Consider the following 3,199-nt stretch of genomic DNA (forward strand, 5'->3'; position numbering starts at 1 on the left):
GTACGTCCAGTACGAGGGCTTCCGGCCGGCACGCCGAGAGCACGCACCAAACGCCGCTCCTCAACGGGCAAACGTTGCCTGCCACGGCACTAGCGTTTCACCGCGCACAGCAGACCGTCGCCCACCGGCAGCAGAGACGGCACGAGCTCCTGGCTCTCGCGCACCGCGCGCAGCAGCTCCCGCAGCCGCAGCACCTCGGTGGGCTGCGGTCCGGAGTCGACCGTCCGGCCGTTGGCGAAGGCGCCCTCGAAGACGACCAGCCCGCCGGTGCGCAGCAGACGCAACGATTCAGCGAGGTAGTCCATGACCTCCAGGCGGTCACCGTCGCAGAAGACCAGGTCGTAGCCGGCGTCCGCGAGGCGCGGCAGCACGTCCAGGGCGCGGCCCGGGATGAAGCGGGCCCGGTTGCTGGCGAAGCCGGAGGCGCGGAAGGCCTGCCGGGCGAACTGCTGGTGCTCGGGCTCGGGGTCCACGGTCGTCAGGACGCCGTCGGGCCGCATACCGTGCAGGAGGTGGATCCCGGAGACACCGCAGCCGGTCCCGATCTCCGCGACGGCCTTCGCGTCGACCGACGCGGCCAGCAACCGCAGCGCAGCGCCCGTGCCGGGCGTCACCGAGCGCAGCCCTGCCTCACGGGCCCGGTCCCGGGCCCAGTGCAGCGCTTCGTCCTCGGCGACATAGGCGTCGGCGAACGCCCAGCTCGTCTGCCGGTTGCCGGTAATGACCCTCTCCTGTCCCCGTGAATGCCTGGGCGTGACTGTATCCGTTGGGCGCGGGAACCCGCAGATGGGACCGGTCGTTTAAAGGGATGAGCAAGTGGCGCCGGGTCGGGACGGGGGCGGGCGGTGGATCGGATCGGCGAGCAAGTGCCAACGCAGCAGTACGAGGGGTATCCACCCACATCAAATTCTCGTAAAACCGCTTATCCGGTCCTAACGGGCGAGGTGGCTATGGTAGGGGCTCCACTGGACACCACCAGAGCTGACAGGGGAGGTGCGGCTGCGCCTGTGGATCGCGCAGGAGTGCTCCGGCGCTTCCTCGGATCGGCGGGCAGGCCGACATCCGTGAACGACACCGCTGCTGACCACCGTCACGCCGCTGACTTCGCCCAGACCGCGACCTTCACCACCGACGCGGACGGGCAGGCGTGGACTCCGCCCACGTGGGAGGAGATCGTCAGCACGCACAGCGGCCGGGTCTACCGGCTCGCCTATCGTCTGACCGGCAACCAGCACGACGCGGAGGACCTCACGCAGGAGGTCTTCGTCCGCGTCTTCCGCTCCCTGTCGACCTATACGCCGGGCACCTTCGAGGGCTGGCTGCACCGCATCACCACGAACCTGTTCCTGGACATGGTCCGCCGCAAGCAGCGCATCCGCTTCGACGCGCTCGGCGAGGACGCGGCCGAGCGGCTGCCCAGCAAGGAGCCGACGCCGCAGCAGGTCTTCAACGACGCGCACTTCGACGCGGACGTCCAGCAGGCCCTTGACACCCTCGCCCCCGAGTTCCGCGCCGCGGTCGTCCTGTGCGACATCGAAGGACTGTCGTACGAGGAGATCGCCGCGACCCTCGGCGTCAAGCTCGGCACGGTCCGCTCGCGGATCCACCGCGGGCGCTCGCAGCTGCGCAAGGCCCTCGCGCACCGCTCCCCGGAGGCGCGCGCCGAGCGCCGCTCCTTCGTGCCCCGTGTCCCTGCTCTGGGAGGAGGGGGCGCGAGCGCGTGAGCGGATCTCGGCCGAAAGCCTCCGAGGGTCACCTCGCAGAGCAGCATCTGGGAGACCGACTCTCCGCCCTGGTGGACGGAGAGCTCGGTCATGACGCGCGTGAGCGCGTACTGGCGCATGTGGCCACCTGCCCGAAGTGCAAGGCGGAGGTGGAGGCCCAGCGCCGGCTGAAGAACGTCTTCGCGGAGGCGGCCCCGCCTCCCCCGTCCGAGAGTTTCCTGGCCCGCCTGCAGGGACTACCCGCGGGCGGCGGCCCGGACGGTGATGTCACACCGCCGGGCGGAGGAGGGCTGCCCGGCGGTCTGTCCGGGCGGTTCGGATCGTCCGGCGCCTTCGGAGTGAAGCGCGGTGAGCGGTTCGAGTTCGGGTACGTCCCGTCCCGGCCGCACCTGCCCGCGCTGCCCGCGTCCCCGGGAGGCCGGAGCATCCCCTCCGACACCGGCCGTCTGCCCTCCGGCCCCAGCGGCCTCCCCTCGGCGAGGGGCTTCCGCATCCACGACGTCGGCCGCCACGACGGCGACCGGTCCTCCTCGCGGCTGCGGTTCGCGTTCGCGGCCGCCGGTGCCGTCTCCCTGGCCGCGATCGCGCTGGGCGGCGTCACCACGGTCGCCCCGACCGGCACGGAGGCCCGCGGCGGCCAGGGCACGGGGAGCAACGTGACACCGATGCGCACCCAGGGCACCGCCGCCGCGACCCCTCCCGAATCCCAGCGCCGCCGGACCGCGCCGCTGCTCGGACAGGTGCACGGCCAGAACGCGCTCGGCCACGCCCCGGTCGCCCCGGCGGAGGTGTCCGCCCCGCTCCGGCCCGGGGTGCCGTCCGCCGCCCGGCACCAGGCGCTGTACGCGCTGACCGCCCCGGCGATGGCCGGTGCCGCGGTCATGTCCCCGCTGATACGACCGCTCGAGACGGCCACACCGGCCGCCCTGACCTCATGGTCATCGGTCCCCGAGATCACGGCCCCCCTGTTCGCCGTGCCCCTCCCGGATCCGACCTCGTTCCCCTCCTCCTCCGCCTCCTCGCGCACGGCTCACTGACCGGTCTCTGCGCGGTAGCCCGCGAACCTGATTGAATCCGGGGGTTGTCGCCCGCCGCCGAGATGTGGCCGGGCGCCGATTCGACGAACTGCGGCCACCGCGACGAGCCGTGCCGCGGCTGTGGGGAGAGCATGAACGAGGGGAAGCCCACGAAGGCGAAGTGGTGGAGCCGTCCACGGCCGCAGGGTCCTTCCGGGGATCCGGACGGCTCGGGTGGGGCGCAGGGGCCGGCGGCGGCCCCTGCGGACCTGACCGACAGGGACGGTGACTTCGAGCTGGCACGTCCTGCGGCTCGGCGCGATGCAGACGGTGACTACGAGCTGAGGCGTCCCGAGGCGGCGCCTTTACAACCCGAAGGCAGTCATACCTCTTGCGTGTGTGGGCATGTTTCAGTCCCACTGTGTCCGGACGCCTTCTCAGGCCGGATACCCGTCGTTG

The 3,199-nt window shown here is 71.9% G+C and carries 3 protein-coding genes; 2 read left to right on the plus strand and 1 reads right to left on the minus strand.

Annotation, left to right across the window (positions count from 1 at the left end; translation table 11 throughout):
- Positions 1-89: 89 nt before the first annotated feature.
- On the minus strand, positions 90-788 hold the full coding sequence (locus ABZ281_RS43675) for an O-methyltransferase (RefSeq protein WP_356663743.1): 699 nt from the start codon (positions 786-788) through the stop codon (positions 90-92).
- Between the two features lie 234 nt (positions 789-1,022).
- Between ABZ281_RS43675 and sigE the strand changes: the two genes are divergently transcribed.
- Both sigE and ABZ281_RS43685 read left to right on the plus strand, forming a co-directional pair.
- Positions 1,023-1,724, plus strand: a complete 702-nt coding sequence (gene sigE, locus ABZ281_RS43680; protein WP_356663744.1) for an RNA polymerase sigma factor SigE — start codon at positions 1,023-1,025, stop codon at positions 1,722-1,724.
- Complete coding sequence (locus ABZ281_RS43685) at positions 1,721-2,761, plus strand: zf-HC2 domain-containing protein (RefSeq protein ID WP_356663742.1); 1,041 nt, start codon at positions 1,721-1,723, stop codon at positions 2,759-2,761. The genes sigE and ABZ281_RS43685 overlap by 4 nt, the downstream gene beginning before the upstream one ends.
- Positions 2,762-3,199: the final 438 nt, after the last annotated feature.

The organism is Streptomyces sp. NPDC006265, assembly GCF_040613555.1.
GTDB lineage: Bacteria > Actinomycetota > Actinomycetes > Streptomycetales > Streptomycetaceae > Streptomyces.